Source organism: Shewanella psychrophila, from assembly GCF_002005305.1.
Taxonomy (GTDB): domain Bacteria; phylum Pseudomonadota; class Gammaproteobacteria; order Enterobacterales; family Shewanellaceae; genus Shewanella; species Shewanella psychrophila.
The window spans coordinates 6,252,964-6,268,217 of record NZ_CP014782.1; the positions used below are offsets into that span (position 1 = coordinate 6,252,964).

The following is a 15,254-nucleotide window of genomic DNA, read 5'->3' on the forward strand; positions in this document are numbered from 1 at the left end:
CTATGTTTGAATTACCCGACACTTTCAACCTTATTATCACCTTAGCCTTAATGGCTCTGGTGCCTTTTATCGCGGTAATGGCCACCTCTTTTATCAAGATCGCCGTGGTCTTTTCCTTACTGCGAAATGCCTTAGGGGTGCAGCAGATCCCCCCAAATATGGCCATGTATGGCTTTGCCATCATATTAACCATCTACATCATGGCTCCAGTGGGCTTCGAAACCTTCGATTACATCAAGGAGCACAATGTCAGCATTGATAATACCGACAGCTTCGAAGGCTTTGCCAATGAAGGCTTAGATACCTACAGACAATTCTTGAAGAAACACATACGTGATGCAGAGCAGGATTTCTTTGTCGAAACGACCAAGACATTATGGCCTAAAAAATACTCGGATAGGCTCGAACCTGACAGCCTATTTATCTTGCTGCCGGCCTTTACCGTTAGTGAGCTAACCCGAGCCTTCGAGATAGGTTTCTTAATCTATCTGCCCTTTATAGCCATCGATTTGATCATATCTAACATCTTGTTGGCAATGGGGATGATGATGGTATCGCCTATGACTATCTCCTTGCCCTTTAAGTTGTTGCTCTTCGTGTTGCTCAATGGCTGGACCCAACTCACCCATGGCTTAGTCATGAGTTATAGCTAGGAGCTAAAATGGAAGTTTCTGAAGTTATTCATTTTACCTCACAGACACTAATGCTGGTAATGATGCTATCTATGCCGCCTATCTTGGCAGCGGCAATCGTGGGTACCTTAGTCTCTCTTGTGCAGGCGCTGACTCAGATCCAGGAACAGACATTAGGGTTCGTCGCCAAGTTAATTGCCGTCATAGTCGCCTTGTTTGCCACAGCGTCATGGCTCGGATCTGAGCTATATAATTTTGCCGACATGATCTTCGCAAAAATTCCTCTGATACCATGACAATAGAAGAGTTTCAGCAGTTTTTTCTTGTCTATAGCATGACCTTGCCTAGGTTATTTGGCTGCTTCATCATGCTGCCCATCTTAAGCAAGCAGATGCTAGGCAGCGCCTTGCTTCGTAATGGCGTACTCTGCTCCTTTGCAATATACCTTTACCCAGTGGTGGCGGATCAACCTCATCCATCCAGCGTCGACGGCATCATGTTGGTGATGTTATTGGCCAAAGAAATTTTACTCGGATTACTTATCAGTTTCATCGCCGCAATCCCCTTCTGGGCCATAGAGGCAACCGGTTTCTTCATCGATAACCAACGCGGGGCGACATTGGCTAGTGCCTTTAACCCTGCGTTAGGCCATCAGTCCACCCCCACAGGCGTCCTGTTTACCCAGACCTTAATCACCCTCTTCTTTGTCAGTGGCAGTTTTATTGCTTTTATGGGGGCCATTTTCGACAGTTACCAACATTGGCCCGTGATGACATTTTTTCCGGAAATAGGTGAGCAGTGGGTCGATTTTTTTTACGGTCAATTTGAACAGATGCTAAAACTCTGCGTGCTGATGGCGGCTCCCATCGTGATAGCCATGTTTATGGCTGAATTTGGGCTAGCCTTGATTAGCCGCTTCGCACCTCAGCTCAACGTTTTTGCCCTTTCCATGCCCATTAAGAGTGGCATAGCGAGCTTCTTGCTCATCATCTATGTCGTCACCTTGATGCAATTTTTCAGTAAAGAAATTCTTCAGCTGGCAGATTTCCCCTTTCTGTTAGGGCCAATTATCGGAGCCGACAGATGAGCGGTGAAAAAACCGAACAACCCACGGCTAAAAAAATACGGGATGCCAGAAACAAGGGTCAGGTAGCTAAGAGTAAAGAGATAGTATCTACGGCTATCATACTAATTTTATTCGCCTTCCTTGTCAGTATGTCGAGCTACTACTTAGAACATATCACCAACATCATTATGTTGCCTGCAGTCTATGGGTATCAATCATTCGATAATGCCTTAACCGATATTACCGATGCCTTAATCACAGAGTTACTCTATTTAATCATACCTATCGCGCTTTTAAGTGCTTGCATAGCCGTGGTTTCACACTTGATTCAATTTGGCTTGCTGTTTAGCGCCGAGCCCATTAAGCCAGAACTTAAAAAGATAAATCCGGTAGAGGGCGCTAAACGCATCTTTTCCATTAAAAGTCTGGTGGAGTTTTTCAAATCGATTCTGAAAGTAAGCCTACTAACCCTGATAATTTGGCTTGTGATCCAAGGTAATATTCAAGATATTCTACGTATCCCCCTCTGCGGGGTAACTTGCATCCCTTTGATCTTAGGTACCTTACTCAAGCAGCTTATCCTAACCGCTAGCGTGGGACTGATTATTATCTCCATCGGCGACTATGCCTTCGAGCGTTATCAGCACACTAAACAACTGAAGATGACTAAGGATGAAGTCAAACGCGAATATAAGGAGATGGAGGGTAGCCCGGAAATAAAGAGTAAGCGACGCCAACTGCATCAGGAGATGCAAGCCTATAACGGTCGGGACAACGTTAAACGTTCCAGTGTACTGGTGACCAATCCCACCCATATTGCCATCGGAATTTATTACAATAAAGGCGAAACGCCCTTGCCAGTTTTAACACTCAAAGAGAGAGGTGCTCAGGCACTGGACTTGATTGAGTACGCCAAAGAGTTAGGCATACCAGTTATTCAGAAGGTACCGTTAGCCAGAGCGCTACACGCCGATGCCGAACTTAACCAATATATTCCAACGGAACTGATTCAGCCCGTTGCCGAGGTCTTAAGATGGCTACAGACCTTAGAGCAAGAGCAGTAATACCAATCGGTATAAGCTTCTGCCCTAAGGATGAGTTCATGGGGGAATGACCTAGCCACAGCAGTATAACGGCATTACAAGGACGAGCAGCTAAACGCGAAAGCGGTTAACATCAAAACTAGGCTCTGTAATCACTACCGCCCCTTCCTTCACACTGTCTATCGCTATGTCACTGGCTTGGCTTAACTGCTCGAGTTGCTGGTACACAAGCTCTGAAGCGCCATTGCTCAGAGATTGTCGGCTCCAGATAACTGCACTGTTTGAGTGGGTATCTAAGCCAATAACGGGCTTATACACAGACTGGCTGAACATGTTGAGCTTTAGCAATTCCGTAAGATTAAAATTGTCGATCACACCTATATCACTAAACATCAATAACTGGCCTTCTGGGTGCTCGGTGATATGAGCGACTTGCTCACCTATCTGTAAGCTAGTGATTTTTTCGATCTCAGGCATGGTTAACGATAAAGCCTTATACAGGGATGAGATTGCTTGTTTATATTGTTCGCTCATGGTTCAAATCAACAGTCTAAAAAAAGAAAGCAGTAGACCCGATCTCGAGGGCGGCGACTATCATTATACGTCCGTAATTTGTAGGTTTTAAAAACAAAAAAATCTTGGATTTCAAAAGCTAAAAAACTACGACACATGCTGACATCTTCTGTTTTCAGACCTACATACAATGGCCTCAGCTTCAACGCATTCATCTATTATTAGGAATTAGTATGCCATTATCGTCCGTGAATTCAGTCCCGTTACCCATCTACAAGAAGCTAGAAGATACCCCAGCAACCAATGAGGTTGGCGATCTAAAAGGCAAGAGTGTCGGCTCTGCATCTGCAAATTCTGATGCAGTTCGACTCGCTACTCGCAGCGAAGAGCAGCAAACTGGTAGTCTTAAAAATAAGCTATTATCTAGCCTTTCTCATCTTGGGGAGAAAATTGAAAACTTCTTCAAAAACCTACTTCCAAGTAAAAGTACTAGCGAAAAGACCCAAAGTACAGCGGCTCCTCAAGCTCCATTATCACAAGAGCAAATTGCTAAAAAAATGGCTGAAATTGGTCTAAAGTTAGGTGTCGACGCTTTAGGGACTGCTAAACTCGATATCTTAGCTCAAATCTCCGGCAGTGGGCTAAAAGAGCAACATTCAGAACTCGCAACAGGCAACGGTGCATTGAGATCTGTCGCCACCGGGCTCAAATCCATAGAGAAATTAGGTTCGGCGGAACATCAGGTCAAGGCTAGCCAAATATTCAGCCAAGATGTCGCCGGTATTCCTTTCCAGCAATGGGCAACGACAGGTTCTACCGCCAGTGATTTTGTACAACAGGCATCAGCAGAAAACTTACAGCTTGCCGCTCAGTCTCTCAATGAGATAGCCAAATCCATAGCCGATTTAGCCGAAGATGTGCGTAATTTTCTAAACCCCAATGTTGATAGCGCAGCCATCAGCCCGCAAACAGAGATTACTACTGAATACTCAAATTCTTCTAACAGTGTGGCCAATAGATATGAAGCAGATAATGATTTGGGAATTGGCGGTGGACGTTCCGCTAAAGACCTAGGCCGTAAAACGGCTCTCGATGCGATCAGCTTTCTATCTAAAAGCGTTGCGCCGAGTAAGCAAGTACATATTAGCAGCGACACCATCAACAATTTACAAGATGCTATCGCCTCTAATGATGTTAATTTTTACCAGTTAAAAAATAGTGCCGTGAGCTTCGGCGATCTGCAGACCCTGAGAGAATTGGCCCTATCGACTAATCCTCAAAGCAGCGAGCTCAATGCCGCGGGTAATCTAGGGGCCAGCATCAATGAACTTTCAAGCACGCGTCCTAACTTAGGTAATATTCTAACCAGCGTTCAAACTTTCATAGAAGAATCGAACCAAGCTTGGTCTGAACATAATGAGGATAGACACAAGCAGTTTATGGCCACCAATACAAACCCTGAAAATAAGTATAAAGATAATTCTTTCGACGCCGGACTACGCTCTAAATTTAATGAACAGCTTATGACTAAACAGCTCAGTCAGATGCCAAGCAGTAACATTCAGCAAGCTTATGAACAACTCGATGGGCAGTTTGGCGACAGGATGCGCGGCATTATGGAGTTTTCAGCAGATCAAGTGGGAAAGGCTGACATCAGTGATGTAATGACCTCAGAGGCATTAAAGTACAGTACTGTTATAGATGGGCTAATGGATTCTTTGAATTTGAAACTGAATCCAGATTCAGATAAACCTCTCGGCAAACCAACTAACGTCTCAAACATCGCGCAACTAAGTCCATTGGAACAAGCAGCCTTATCCAGAATCGGCATAACCAAACAGATACTCGAAGAGTAAATAGCTAAAAGTAATTGTTTCATCAACCTTTGCATCGAACTTAAGGACCCCCTTAGATTCGGTGCTTTTTTATCTGCATATAAAGAAATATTCCTCCCCTTAATTCTTACAAAAGATAACTAGCGGCACACATTGCCAATTAAGATTGAGATCGTTATAGTTCCGCCACAACCGAACTCATTTTATACAAAATATGATATTTGATACTTGGCTACTCTACTTCTTCGCCGTACTACTGATAGCCATATCTCCAGGCACCATGGCTGTACTGTCCATGAGCCATGGTATGCATTATGGTAAGACTCGCAGCCTAGCAACCGCCTTTGGTAGTGTCACTTCTGCACTTATTCTAATGATGGCATCTGCAGCAGGCCTAGGTGCGCTACTGAGTGCGACTGAGTACGGTTTTACCATATTAAAATACTGTGGCGCCGCCTATCTAATACTTCTGGGAATAAAGCTTCTACTGACAAAAGCTAGTGGCCAGGGCTTAGATCTACAACACATCAAGAGTAAAGGCACCCCAAAGCAGATGTTCAAACAGGCCTTTATGGTAGGAATAAGCAACCCTAAAGATCTGCTCTTCTTCGCTGCTCTGTTTCCGCAGTTTATCGATATTTCCATGCCACAAGGGCCTCAATTGGCAATATTAGCCGCAACCTGGGCCGTGATAGATTTTAGCTTCGTGATGATTTACGCCAGCATGGCAAATGTACTGGCTCCAAGTCTCAGAACCAGCAATAAACTACATTGGTTCGACAGAACCAGCGGCGGCGTGTTTATCACACTCGCAGCGATATTAGTCACACGGGACAGCTAGACTTAACAGAAAAGTTGTAAGCTATAAGCTCAAGACAAGGCCAAGAAAGCTACGAGTTTCGAGCAAAGTGATCTGAATTACCGAGATTATCAGCCTAGTAAAAATAGGATGTCATCCCGGCAATCTTGTTAGCCGGGATCCAGAATTACTAAAAATCACCATCGAGCTCGTAGCTTAAAACTTACGACTTACAACTCATAGCTACCAAGTTACGGCTCGGCACTAGGAGCTAGAAGCTTCTTTCAAACTTCTAATATCCGAACCCGTTGGAGCCTGAAATGCTCTTAGGCCGAATTCAGGCAAGATGGCGAACACATGGTCGAATATATCCCCCTGAATATCCTCATAAACCACCCAACGAGTATCGTTAGTGAAGATATAGATCTCTATAGGCACCCCTTCTTTAGTCGAGGCGAGTTGACGAACCAGTAAGGTCATGTCTTTGTGTATTCTGTCGTGATTGGCTACAAACTCTTTTAAATAAGCCCTGAAAGTGCCTATATTGGTTAGTTTCCGACTGTTTACTGGCATATCTGCGTCCGAAACATGGCCGTTAAACTCATTGATCTCCTCATCCTTTTGCGCCAGATAATTCTTCAATAGATTAATCTTACTGAGTCTCACTTGCTCCTCATCGGAGAGGAAACGAATCGAATGAATATCGATGAGAATCGAACGCTTAATTCGGCGACCACCAGATTCAGACATGCCTCGCCAGTTCTTAAAGGCATCGGAAACCAGTGAATAAGCAGGGATCATGGTTATGGTCTTATCCCAGTTACGCACCTTAACCGTCGTCAAAGAGACCTCTTCTACTGAGCCGTCGGCGCCATATTTATCCATCTGGATCCAATCACCCGGACTCACCATACGATTAGCGGCCAACTGAATTCCAGCGACGAAGCCAAGAATGGTGTCCCTGAAAACCAACATCACCAAACCAGTCATCACACCTAAGCCACTAAGGAAGTAGACAGGTGATTGATCGGCCAAAATAGAAATAGACACAATTATCGCAACAAAGAAGAGAAATAACTTAAACAGCTGAACGAAGCTCTTTATGGGTAAACGCCGGCTTACCAAGTTAACGTCGGCAATCTCATTGGCTGCATCCAATGAGCTGTATACTGCACGGATCAACAGTATCACTATAGTCACACTCAAGAGGCGATGAATCATGCTGCTCATAAGCGCATGCTGAGTTAATGCCAATGGGACCAATATACTGAGTACGAGAGCAGGAATTAAAAATGCAAACTTCTCCAGCACCTTATGGCGCATGAAGATATCGTCCCAACTCACTTTTGACCTCTTTATGACTATATTCATCGCCCGAACAACACCACGTTTCACGAACAGATAGGCCAATATAGAGACAATAAGGCTGGCAATAACCATCACAGACGTAGAGACACCGTCCGATGGCGTAGTATTAATGCCCCAATTAGATAACCACTGAGTGATCTGTAACCTGATTTCTTGATCCACTATTAACTTCCCTTAGAAATACCGATATCGACAAACTATTACCAACATCTAACAAACACCAACAGAGTTTCCGATATAAAAAAACAACAAAAACACCACAAAGATTTCTTTTATAAGGATTTTTAAAATCCTGCATTGACTGCTGTACAAAGTTTAACAACAATCGACGTCTAAAGTCAGAGAGGATGATGTAGATGACAAAATATTTAATCATGTTGGCTCTTTTAACCACCAGCATACAGGCTCAGGCCAATATTCCAGCAGAAGATCCTAATCCGGGATTTAAGCCTAAAATCGGTATCACCGCCGATTACATACCTGCAATAAATAATATGTACGGTATCACCCTATCGCCTTATCACTACGACAGAGATTATGCTCAGTGGGGCTATTATATCGGCTACGCCAAAAGCAGCGAAGAAGATATGAATCTGACGTCACCGTCAGAAGGTTATACCCAAGACATTATGTGGCGTTTTGGACTAAGTTACAGCCTCACCAACAACTTCAGCATCTATGGTGGTGCAGCGTCTTATACCCATGAAACTCACTTCACAAATGGAAAAACACCTAAAATTGTCGACGGAAAGCCGATATGGGAAGAGGAATCTGACTCGACTTGGGGAGGTGAGGTAGGGCTCAGATATATGATGGATTCGGGTCTGATGCTCAGTACAGGATACAACTCGGCTTCTGAGTCTGCCGTTATCAGTATCGGCTGGGCTATGTAACTCCCCATAGACACAAGTCCCACCTTGCGACAGATATGAAAAATAATGGCTCTTCTCTGAGTCATTATTTCATTATGCCCTCTTTTGTAAATTCCTTATTTTTCCAGTAAGAAAGCGTGATAATTGACCTATCCCATATAAAGCCAATCTGCATAAGTAAGTGGTCTACTCAGCGCTATTTTGGGCAAACTAATTCGAGGCGAATAAGTAATGCAATGGTGCGCCCTTGTGAAGTTATTCAACGAAGAAGTAGGCAGCCCAAAAGCGCCTGAAAGGCGAGTTTTAGCGCTTCTAGTGCGGTGTTAACGAGCTAAAACGTAGAATAACTAAGCTCTTCACTCGTTGCAAAGAACATGGATGTTCTGAATGTCATTAATGCAGGAGTAATTAATCACCTTGCCCCAGAAGCGCTAAACTTTCGCTGAGCGGACACATCTTTATGCAGATTGGTATAATACTAGCTCACACATGTATAATTGATTGTTATCAACCCAAGCAATCTACTTTATTAGGTTCACTCCCATGTATAAACGTCTAAGACTCTTAAGCTCACTCGCCCTGCTAATATTTCTATTTCCCGGCTTAGCTATAGCGGCCAACGAGACTCTAGCCACAGTCACCTTAGAAAATGGTGCCAAGGTCCGTCTTAATGACGATTTCACCTGGGAGTACGTGATCCTCGAGACTCTTCCAGCCACGACCAGTGAAACAAGCGCCCAGACTACCACAGCCATTACAACAATTGCCGTGGGTACAACAAGCACAACCAATACAGCTACTCAAGCGGCCCGTCAAACAATGACAGCCAGCGCGATGTCTCAAGCCGAATTACTTAAATCCACAGCCAAATCTGGGGTTAAAGTCAGTTTTGCTAAGAGCGAGTGGGATGAGGATGGTCGCCTGGGTCTTACCTTCGACTTAGCCAGCAGCAGCTCTGAGCACTATGTGATGATAGAGATGGATGTCACCCTGTACGACGACTCAGGCAAGAAACTCAAGACAGAAACTATCAAGGTATGGCAAGCCATCTTCAGATCACCAGATACTTATCTACGTAAAGGTGAAAATCGCCAGAGCAGAACCTTTTGGCTCGAAGGCATTGACGCCAACCAGTGGTCAAAGCAACTACTCAGCCTCAAAATAGGCGAGATGAATTCGAGAATGTGATCTTAGAAAAGGCACTAGATGGTAGTGAAGGTAAAATCTAACCATCACTACCAGATAACAATAAAAATTAACACTAAAACAAGCAATAAAAAGGGCCTAAAGGCCCTTTCAATATCTATAGTGAATCAATAATTTCAAATCAACCAACTAGTTTCAGATAAAATTTCACCTAGTTTATTTACAAACTTGGTAAAACACCTGCTGGCAAGTAACTGTTAAAACTTGCAGTCATTAGCAGGTCAATCGATGCTTCAATATCTGGAGCGAAGAACCTGTCCTTATCATAATAAGTCACCAGTTCACGAATTTCGGCTTTCGCCTTAGCCACTGCAACACTAGGTTGTAGCGGTGCACGAAAATCCAACCCTTGGGCCGAAGCCAACAATTCAATCGCCAGTACGCCACGGGTATTCTCAGACATATCACGCAGACGACGCGCCGCGAAGGTCGCCATAGAGACGTGATCTTCCTGATTCGCCGATGTCGGCAAGCTGTCTACCGATGCAGGGTGAGCATAAGTCTTGTTCTCTGAGGCCAATGCTGCCGCTGTTACTTGAGCAATCATGAAGCCAGAGTTTACACCGCCATTTTCCACTAAGAATGGAGGCAGTTTAGATAGGTTAGGATCGATAAGCAGCGCGATACGACGCTCGGCGATAGAACCTAGCTCGGCAAGGGCAATAGCCAAATTGTCTGCCGCCATTGCAACAGGCTCGGCATGGAAGTTACCACCCGAGATGATGTCACCCGTGTCCTGAAATACTAATGGGTTATCTGTTACGCCGTTCGCTTCGACTTCAAGCACACCCGCCGCATGACGAATCTGAGTCAGACAAGCACCAAGCACCTGTGGCTGACAACGAAGTGAGTAAGGATCTTGTACCTTCTCGCAGTTAACATGATCTAAGCTAATCTCAGACTCTTCGCCGAGCAGATGACGGAATAGACCGGCAGAATCTATCTGACCCTGTTGGCCACGTGCCGCATGAATACGTGGATCGAAAGGACTACGGCTCCCCATGGCAGCTTCGACGCTCATGGCACCAATCACTGAGCTTGCCGCAAACAGGTCTTCTGCGTTAAACAGGCCTTCAAGCGCAAGTGCAGTCGATGCCTGAGTGCCGTTAAGCAGGGCAAGGCCCTCTTTGGCGGCCAGTTCAATTGGCTCAAGACCAGCAATTTCCAGACCTTCTTTAGCCGTCAAAATCTCCCCTTTATGGCTCATCTCACCTTCACCGAGTATCGACAAGCTCATGTGCGATAGCGGCGCCAAATCACCCGATGCACCCACAGAACCTTTCTCAGGAACACATGGGTACACTTCGGCGTTAACCAAGGCGATAAGGAAGTTGATCACCTCGAGACGAATGCCCGAGAAACCACGACTTAGTGAGTTAATCTTAAGTACCATCATCAGGCGCACAGTGGCATCTTGCATGTACTGACCCGTACCCGCCGCATGAGACAAGACAATAGAGCGCTGCAGTAGCTGCAGATCTTCGGCGGCAATCTTAGTATTCGCCAATAAGCCAAAACCTGTGTTGATACCATAAACCGTGCGGTTTTCATCTAAGATCTTCTGCACTATGCTTGAACTGGTATTGATACCGGCAATGGCGCTCTGTGCAAGTTCAAGGCTCACCTTGCCACGACTGATGTCGCGAATTTGAGAAAGGCTCAGTGTTCCTGGGGTTAATACTAAATGGCTCATTTCTTACTTCTCCAACATAGGCAGATCAAGGCCTTGCTCTTTTGCACAATTCTTAGCGAGTTCATATCCAGCATCTGCATGGCGCATAACACCTGTCGCAGGGTCATTCCACAGCACACGCCCTAGACGCACGGCGGCATCATCACTACCATCGGCAACGATAACCACACCTGAGTGCTGGCTAAAGCCCATACCCACACCACCACCGTGATGCAAAGAGACCCAAGTCGCTCCACTTGCGGTGTTCAATAATGCGTTCATCAAGGGCCAATCAGAAACAGCGTCCGAACCATCGAGCATAGATTCAGTTTCACGGTTAGGGCTGGCAACAGAGCCTGAATCTAAGTGATCACGCCCGATAACGATTGGAGCTGACAGCTCACCACTCTTAACCATTTCGTTGAAGGCTAGCGCCAGACGAGCACGATCTTTCAAGCCCACCCAACAAATACGTGATGGCAAGCCCTGGAAGGCGATACGCTCACGGGCCATATCGAGCCAGTTGTGCAGATGCGGGTTATCCGGAATAAGTTCCTTAACCTTGGCATCTGTCTTATAGATATCTTCTGGATCACCGGAGAGTGCCACCCAACGGAATGGACCAATGCCTTCACAGAACAGAGGGCGAACATAGGCTGGCACGAAACCCGGGAAGTCGAATGCGTTTTCCACACCTTCTTCGAATGCCATCTGACGTATGTTGTTACCATAATCGGTAGTTGCTGCGCCAGCTGCCTGCAGAGCAAGCATGGCTCTGACCTGAACCGCCATGGACTGCTTAGCCGCCTTAACCACAGCCGCTTCATCTTTCTTACGCATCTCGATAGCTTGCTCCAGAGTCCAGCCCTGTGGCAAATAACCGTTTAATGGATCGTGAGCAGAAGTTTGGTCAGTCACTACATCAGGTGTGATACCACGCTCCACCAGCTCGGCGAACACATCCGCCGCATTACCTAGAAGACCGACAGAAACCGGCTTACCGCTCTTGTTGGCCGCATCAATCATGGCCAAGGCTTCATCAAGAGATGTGGCTTTCTTATCGACATATTTAGTACGCATACGGAAATCGATACGAGTCTCATCGACTTCACAGGTCAAAACCGAATAACCTGCCATAGTACCAGCCAGCGGCTGAGCGCCGCCCATGCCACCTAGGCCACCGGTCAAGATCCACTTACCCGCCGACGATCCACCGAAGTGCTGATTAGCCATAGCAACAAAGGTCTCGTAGGTGCCTTGGACTATGCCTTGTGAGCCTATATAGATCCAAGAACCCGCCGTCATCTGGCCATACATGGCCAAACCTTTCTTGTCCAGCTCGTTGAAGTGTTCCCAGTTTGCCCAGTGAGGTACCAGGTTTGAGTTAGCAATGATCACCCGTGGTGCATTGCTATGAGTCTTGAACACGCCAACAGGCTTGCCCGACTGCACCATCAGGGTCTCGTCTTCTTCCAGACGCTGCAATACTTCGATGATCTTGTCATAGCTTTCCCAATCACGAGCAGCACGGCCAATACCGCCGTAGACCACGAGATCTTCCGGGCGCTCGGCAACATCAGGATGCAGATTGTTCATCAACATGCGCATAGGCGCTTCTGTCATCCAGCTCTTACAACTTAGCTTGCTGCCGTGTGGTGCGATTATGCGACGGCTTGGATCGTGTCTCTTATCCATTTCGAAAAACCTCTATTCAATTTATTGATTCTTAATACTCTTTTAGAGAGTTTTGATTTTGTTTATTTGTCTTTTACTTGTATATACATCTTCATTTCACTTTAACTCAACTAATCAATCTTGCTCTATCCATCATTACTACCAAGGCTCTTCGCCACGCAGAGTGGCATCATCGAAATGCGCAGCAGATCGATTTTTAGAACGTTAGGTGACCACCTAATCTGAATCTACTGCCCGGATGAATTAATCTGGCGTAACTCACCACGCCTTTACGTGACCAGGTGCGACGCAAGATCTGTAAACAAGGTTCACTCGCCTGGATCTGCAACTGCTCTTGATTATGCTTATTTGCCACTACGGCTTCTAAGGTGTGTCTCGCCTCGGTAAGCGGTGCCACCAAGGACAGGTATTCGTGGGGGGTCTGAACAGAAAAGTCCTGGAGCAGATAATCAGGAATAAGCTTGGGGTTAACGAAACGTTCCTCAAGCTGTAGCGGAGTCCCCTGCTCACAATGCACTAAGACCGAATAGTAAACAGGACTGCCGGTTTCTAACCCCAGAGCGATGGCAATAGGCGCAATAGCGTCAATCTGAGTCAGCTCAAGTTGCTTAACGCTGTAACCATGGCCTCTGTCTTTTATTTCATCGGCAATGTTACGAATAGCCATCATGGAAGACTGGGACTTGAGCTCGGCGACAAAGGTGCCTAAACCCTGAGATCGCTCGAGTACGCCATCGTCGGTGAGCTCAGTCAATGCACGACGGGCCGTCATGCGGCTGCACTCAAACAGCTCAGCCATCTGGTTTTCAGAAGGCACACGGCTGTGCTCCTCCCACTCGCCGGATTCGATGCGGGCTAAAATATACTGTTTAATTTCTGCAAACTTTGGCGTCGCCATACCTATCCTTAAAACCTGAATTTTGCGATATTAGATCCTAGGTTCTAGAATCTAGGAACTTGTCTTCCACCAATAACGCTTTTCAAACGGTTAAAATTACCGCTATAATCCTAGCTTGTATATACAAGTAAATACAAGTTGGATCACAACTTTATTTCTGAAAGAATAACAACACTTCAAAAGTGAGGAAAAAATATGTCTTGGGATCAGGTTTGGATTGACGTCAATGTAGCGACTATGTCTCCTGCTGTATCAGCACCTTATGGAGCGATAACAGATGCAGCCATTGCAGTAAAACAGGGCAAAATCGTCTGGGTTGGGCCACGTTCCGAGCTGCCTGAGTTTGATGTTTTGTCAACGCCGGTTTACAGAGGCAAGGGCGGCTGGATAACACCTGGGCTTATCGATGCCCACACTCATTTAGTCTTCGCCGGTAGCCGAGCCAATGAATTCGAACTTCGTCTCCAGGGCGCCAGCTATGAAGAGATCGCCCGCAGCGGTGGCGGCATTATTTCAACCGTGAAAGCCTGCCGAGAAGCTAGTGAGGCCGAGCTATTCGAACTAGGGCGCAAGCGCCTCAACGCCCTCGCAAAAGAGGGAGTCACCACGGTTGAGATAAAGTCAGGCTATGGTTTAAACACTGAGACAGAACTCAAACTGCTGCGTGTTGCCCGTGAACTCGGCAAGCATCATCACGTAGACGTGAAGACTACTTTCCTCGGCGCACACGCCATTCCCCCAGAATACAAAGATGACGTCGACGGCTATGTCGATCTTGTGATCAACGAGATGCTACCCGCAGTCATCGAAGAAGAGCTAGCCGATGCCGCCGATGTTTTCTGCGAAAATATCGCCTTTAGCGTCGAGCAGACCGAGCGAGTTTTGAGCGCCGCCAAGAAAGCAGGTTTAAATATCAAACTCCACGCCGAGCAGTTATCAAACTTAGGCGGCTCAGCCATGGCGGCCAAGTTAGGCGCTAAGTCGGTTGATCATATCGAATACCTCGATGAAACCGGCGTTATCGCCCTAAGTAAAAGCGGCACCTGCGCCACCTTGCTACCCGGCGCATTCTACTTCCTGCGTGAAACCCAGATGCCCCCTATCGAACTGCTGCGCAAACATAAGGTGCCCATGGTACTGGCCAGCGACTACAACCCAGGGTCATCACCACTTTGCTCAAGCCTATTGATGCTCAACATGGGCTGTACCCTATTCCGTCTGACACCAGAAGAAGCACTCGCGGGTATGACCCGCAATGCCGCCAAGGCATTAGGTATCGAGGATAAAGTCGGTGTGCTAGAAGCCGGCATGCAGGCAGATTTCTGCTTATGGGATATTACCACTCCAGCAGAGCTGTCCTACACCTATGGGGTAGGTGTATGCCTTGAAGTAGTGAAGGCAGGACACTTGGTTCACCAATAATATGGCAGCCTGAGCGATGAGGCTGATTCATCGTTTGGGTTGGTTTCATCTGGCGATATGGGTACTTGGTGGTTTTATGGTGCCCATGGCCTTCTTTGTGTTTAATGCTTACACCAGCTACAGCATATGAATATGCGAACCACCTATCACTCCATGAAGGCTCATTTTAAACATTTACTCGTAATGTTACCTATCACCTGCCGTGGGCTTACATGCAGATACTTCTACGAGAC

14 protein-coding genes are annotated in these 15,254 nt (G+C 46.3%); 9 read left to right on the forward strand and 5 right to left on the reverse strand.

The window, feature by feature from the left end; all coding sequences use genetic code 11:
• Positions 1 to 2 precede the first annotated feature (2 nt).
• Genes sctR through sctU form a run of 4 tightly spaced genes read left to right on the forward strand, consistent with a single transcriptional unit; the run spans position 3 to position 2,762 of the window.
• On the forward strand, positions 3 to 653 hold the full coding sequence (gene sctR / locus sps_RS27430) for a type III secretion system export apparatus subunit SctR (protein ID WP_077755411.1): 651 nt from the start codon (positions 3 to 5) through the stop codon (positions 651 to 653).
• Between the two features lie 8 nt (positions 654 to 661).
• Positions 662 to 928 (forward strand): type III secretion system export apparatus subunit SctS, encoded by a 267-nt coding sequence (gene sctS / locus sps_RS27435; protein WP_077755412.1) that lies wholly within the window; start codon positions 662 to 664, stop codon positions 926 to 928.
• A complete protein-coding gene (gene sctT, locus sps_RS27440) occupies positions 925 to 1,719 on the forward strand; it encodes a type III secretion system export apparatus subunit SctT (RefSeq protein WP_077755413.1) in 795 nt (264 codons plus the stop codon). The genes sctS and sctT overlap by 4 nt, the downstream gene beginning before the upstream one ends.
• Positions 1,716 to 2,762: a type III secretion system export apparatus subunit SctU gene (gene sctU, locus sps_RS27445; RefSeq protein WP_077755414.1), complete on the forward strand. Its 1,047-nt coding sequence runs from the start codon at positions 1,716 to 1,718 to the stop codon at positions 2,760 to 2,762. Before sctT ends, sctU begins: the two co-directional genes overlap by 4 nt.
• A 90-nt stretch (positions 2,763 to 2,852) precedes the next feature.
• Here the strand turns inward: sctU and sps_RS27450 are convergent, their stop codons facing one another.
• Positions 2,853 to 3,275, reverse strand: coding sequence for a CesT family type III secretion system chaperone (locus sps_RS27450; RefSeq protein ID WP_077755415.1), 423 nt, complete (start codon positions 3,273 to 3,275; stop codon positions 2,853 to 2,855).
• Between the two features lie 212 nt (positions 3,276 to 3,487).
• Between sps_RS27450 and sps_RS27455 the strand changes: the two genes are divergently transcribed.
• Together sps_RS27455 and sps_RS27460 are read left to right on the forward strand one after the other, a co-directional pair.
• Positions 3,488 to 5,110 carry a hypothetical protein gene (locus tag sps_RS27455; protein WP_077755416.1) on the forward strand — a complete coding sequence of 541 codons (1,623 nt, stop codon included), beginning with the start codon at positions 3,488 to 3,490 and terminating at the stop codon, positions 5,108 to 5,110.
• Between the two features lie 193 nt (positions 5,111 to 5,303).
• Positions 5,304 to 5,930: a LysE family translocator gene (locus sps_RS27460; RefSeq protein WP_077755417.1), complete on the forward strand. Its 627-nt coding sequence runs from the start codon at positions 5,304 to 5,306 to the stop codon at positions 5,928 to 5,930.
• Positions 5,931 to 6,152: 222 nt separating this feature from the next.
• On the opposite strand, the gene sps_RS27465 is transcribed toward sps_RS27460, so the two are convergent.
• Positions 6,153 to 7,418 carry a mechanosensitive ion channel family protein gene (locus sps_RS27465; protein ID WP_077755418.1) on the reverse strand — a complete coding sequence of 422 codons (1,266 nt, stop codon included), beginning with the start codon at positions 7,416 to 7,418 and terminating at the stop codon, positions 6,153 to 6,155.
• A 194-nt stretch (positions 7,419 to 7,612) separates the two neighbouring features.
• Here sps_RS27465 and sps_RS27470 point away from each other — a divergent pair, with 194 nt between their 5' ends.
• Positions 7,613 to 8,149, forward strand: a complete 537-nt coding sequence (locus tag sps_RS27470; protein ID WP_077755419.1) for an outer membrane beta-barrel protein — start codon at positions 7,613 to 7,615, stop codon at positions 8,147 to 8,149.
• A 522-nt stretch (positions 8,150 to 8,671) separates the two neighbouring features.
• Entirely contained in the window at positions 8,672 to 9,316 is a 645-nt protein-coding gene (locus tag sps_RS27475; protein ID WP_077755420.1) for a DUF3157 family protein, read from the forward strand.
• Between the two features lie 178 nt (positions 9,317 to 9,494).
• Here the strand turns inward: sps_RS27475 and hutH are convergent, their stop codons facing one another.
• From hutH to hutC, 3 genes are all read right to left on the reverse strand, one after another.
• Complete coding sequence (gene hutH, locus sps_RS27480; protein ID WP_077755421.1) at positions 9,495 to 11,027, reverse strand: histidine ammonia-lyase; 1,533 nt, start codon at positions 11,025 to 11,027, stop codon at positions 9,495 to 9,497.
• Positions 11,028 to 11,030: 3 nt separating this feature from the next.
• Positions 11,031 to 12,701, reverse strand: coding sequence for a urocanate hydratase (gene hutU, locus sps_RS27485; RefSeq protein ID WP_077755422.1), 1,671 nt, complete (start codon positions 12,699 to 12,701; stop codon positions 11,031 to 11,033).
• Positions 12,702 to 12,897: 196 nt separating this feature from the next.
• Entirely contained in the window at positions 12,898 to 13,599 is a 702-nt protein-coding gene (gene hutC / locus sps_RS27490; RefSeq protein ID WP_077755423.1) for a histidine utilization repressor, read from the reverse strand.
• A 195-nt stretch (positions 13,600 to 13,794) separates the two neighbouring features.
• Here hutC and hutI point away from each other — a divergent pair, with 195 nt between their 5' ends.
• Positions 13,795 to 15,021 carry an imidazolonepropionase gene (gene hutI / locus sps_RS27495; RefSeq protein ID WP_077755424.1) on the forward strand — a complete coding sequence of 409 codons (1,227 nt, stop codon included), beginning with the start codon at positions 13,795 to 13,797 and terminating at the stop codon, positions 15,019 to 15,021.
• Positions 15,022 to 15,254: the final 233 nt, after the last annotated feature.

Excerpts from the sequence above, each read along its gene's own strand:
- hutH (WP_077755421.1), bottom strand. The coding sequence starts at position 11,027 with ATGAGCCATTTAGTATTAACCCCAGGAACACTGAGCCTTTCTCAAATT.
- sctU (WP_077755414.1), top strand. The coding sequence starts at position 1,716 with ATGAGCGGTGAAAAAACCGAACAACCCACGGCTAAAAAAATACGGGAT.
- sps_RS27460 (WP_077755417.1), top strand. The coding sequence starts at position 5,304 with ATGATATTTGATACTTGGCTACTCTACTTCTTCGCCGTACTACTGATA.
- sps_RS27450 (WP_077755415.1), bottom strand. The coding sequence starts at position 3,275 with ATGAGCGAACAATATAAACAAGCAATCTCATCCCTGTATAAGGCTTTA.
- hutI (WP_077755424.1), top strand. The coding sequence starts at position 13,795 with ATGTCTTGGGATCAGGTTTGGATTGACGTCAATGTAGCGACTATGTCT.
- sctT (WP_077755413.1), top strand. The coding sequence starts at position 925 with ATGACAATAGAAGAGTTTCAGCAGTTTTTTCTTGTCTATAGCATGACC.
- sps_RS27455 (WP_077755416.1), top strand. The coding sequence starts at position 3,488 with ATGCCATTATCGTCCGTGAATTCAGTCCCGTTACCCATCTACAAGAAG.
- sctS (WP_077755412.1), top strand. The coding sequence starts at position 662 with ATGGAAGTTTCTGAAGTTATTCATTTTACCTCACAGACACTAATGCTG.
- hutU (WP_077755422.1), bottom strand. The coding sequence starts at position 12,701 with ATGGATAAGAGACACGATCCAAGCCGTCGCATAATCGCACCACACGGC.
- hutC (WP_077755423.1), bottom strand. The coding sequence starts at position 13,599 with ATGGCGACGCCAAAGTTTGCAGAAATTAAACAGTATATTTTAGCCCGC.
- sctR (WP_077755411.1), top strand. The coding sequence starts at position 3 with ATGTTTGAATTACCCGACACTTTCAACCTTATTATCACCTTAGCCTTA.
- sps_RS27475 (WP_077755420.1), top strand. The coding sequence starts at position 8,672 with ATGTATAAACGTCTAAGACTCTTAAGCTCACTCGCCCTGCTAATATTT.
- sps_RS27470 (WP_077755419.1), top strand. The coding sequence starts at position 7,613 with ATGACAAAATATTTAATCATGTTGGCTCTTTTAACCACCAGCATACAG.